The 1984-nt window shown below is 68.5% G+C and carries 1 protein-coding gene; it reads right to left on the reverse strand.

Annotated elements, in window-relative coordinates; translation table 11 throughout:
- Positions 1-498: 498 nt before the first annotated feature.
- On the reverse strand, positions 499-1764 hold the full coding sequence (locus tag F9B16_RS50235; RefSeq protein ID WP_192809417.1) for an HNH endonuclease signature motif containing protein: 1266 nt from the start codon (positions 1762-1764) through the stop codon (positions 499-501).
- Positions 1765-1984 lie beyond the last annotated feature (220 nt).

Raw genomic sequence — 1984 nt, forward strand, 5'->3', positions numbered from 1 at the left:
TCGGCGTCGCTTCGCGATGGACTTCGTCCACCCTTGACTTTGGAGCCTCTGCGGCCCCTGGGCAGGTGATGGGGGCAGGCTCCGCCTGCCCCGCCCCCGGGTCGCGCCACCCCACCACCCCCTCCGTCAGGTACGAAGAGGATCGAAAGGCGCCCCTGCTCTATCCCGTCAACGTGGGAGCACGCTGCCGAGCGCTGCACTGGTTCGTCGGCCGCGTGGTCTGTTCGGTTCGCCCGTTCGCCCGTTCGCGGTGGGGAATCCTTTGCTGCTTGGCCGCCGGACATCGGCTAGAGCTGTGATGGTGCCGCGAGGCTAGGACAGGTGCGAGCAAGGGGCGCTGCGGTGCCGCTCCAGTTGGGCCGCTTGGTGTTCTCCCGGGCGCGGAGCCAGGCAGGCCAGGCCGTGATGGTGGCTGCGCTGGTGTGTGGTGTGGGCATGCCTAGGCTGCCCAGCACACGAGTGTTCCGAGCGGGCCTGGCGGTCATGCCGGTGGAATGGTTATGCGGCCCAGTCGAGGGTGCTATCCGATGGGCCGATGCCGCCGGGTGGCCCGGTCGCCCCTCGGACATCGGGTGGTGGCAGGAGCCGGTAGACGTAGCGCCCGTCTTGTTCTTTGGTGATGTGGATCTGGTCGGGGCGGGTGTGTTTGAACCGGTTGTGCCATCCGCAGGTGAGAGCGAGCTGGTCAATGTCGGTGGGTGAGTGTCCGAGGGCCCATCCGTTGACGTGGTCGACTTCGCAGAGTGTGCCCGGGGTCTCGCACTCTCGTACCGCGCAGGTGGGGTAGAGGGTTTCGAGGACTTGGCGTTGGGCGGCGGAGGCGAATCGTTCCCGGTGGCCCAGGTACAGCGGGGTGTTCCCCCGTCCGAGGAGGAGGGGTGAGACTCCGGCGGCGAGGGCGATGCGGCGGGCCTGCGGGGCGGGGATGGGGGTGCCGTCGGTGAGGCGGGCGGGGGCGTTGCCTCCGGTGAGGGTGTCCAGGTCGCAGATGACGGTGACCTTGGTGGCCTTGTGACCGCCCGACAGCACACTGGACAGAGCGGCGGCGGTGCGCTCGGAGAGATCCCGGCGGTCGTCGGGTCCGGCCGGCTTGGCCAGCGGAGCGAGGGTGCCGTCGAAGATGGCGGCGTCTTCGGGGTTCAGCCAGCCTTTGACGTACCGGCCGCCGTCCAGCGAACGGGTGGTGGTGAGCCAGGACTTGGCGTAGCCGCGCTTGGTGTCCTCATCCGGGGCGGCTTCGGTGTCGTCGCGTTCGGCGATGAGGTCGCGGATCCGGCGCCCGAACGCAGCCACCTTCCCGGCCGAAAAGCCCTGATCAACGAACCCGAGAAGGGTCGTCTCGGCCTCTGTGCAGTCGGTGTCGTCCAGGCGGGCGACCGAGTCGGCGACGGTGGTGGCGTAGCCGAAGGACAGGTCACCGGAGGCGAGTTGGGCGCAGACCTGGGGCAGGCGGTGGCGCTGCCGGGCGAGGGTGAGGTGTTCCTTGGCGCGGTTGTCGCGCATGCCGAGGCGGGAGCGGAGCCACGCCTGGGTGGAGGGATATCCCCACCGCTGCTGTTCTCCGGTGGCGTCGACTCGGCCGATGAATCCAGCCAGCGCGCTTTCCTGCATATCTGCTGCGGCCGCGAGGGTTTCGGTGAGTTCCAGGCATGCGGCGGCTGATTCGGGGGCGTCTCTGGTGGCGAGTTCAGTGGCGATGGCGGAGAGCGCGTTCACCAATTCCATGGTGGACGCGACCCCAAGCTCGACCGTCACTGAATGCATAGTTAAATAGTACCCTGTGTGACCGACATTCGTGGCCGTTCGAGGCCGTTCGAGGCACATTCTTCCCGGTATTTTTTTGGCGGGAAAGGCTGCCGGGACTGGCGACTTCTCGCCGCTCTTCTCGCCGATCTTGGTGTTGCGCGCTGGGGAGTTTCGTGCCTGACGGAGGGGGGTGGTGGGGTGGCGCGACCCGGGGGCGGGGGGGGGGGGGGCGGGGCCC

It is taken from the genome of Actinomadura montaniterrae (genome assembly GCF_008923365.1).
GTDB lineage: Bacteria > Actinomycetota > Actinomycetes > Streptosporangiales > Streptosporangiaceae > Spirillospora > Spirillospora montaniterrae.

Coding starts and splice junctions, on each gene's coding strand:
- F9B16_RS50235 (WP_192809417.1), bottom strand. CDS start 1,764: ATGCATTCAGTGACGGTCGAGCTTGGGGTCGCGTCCACCATGGAATTG.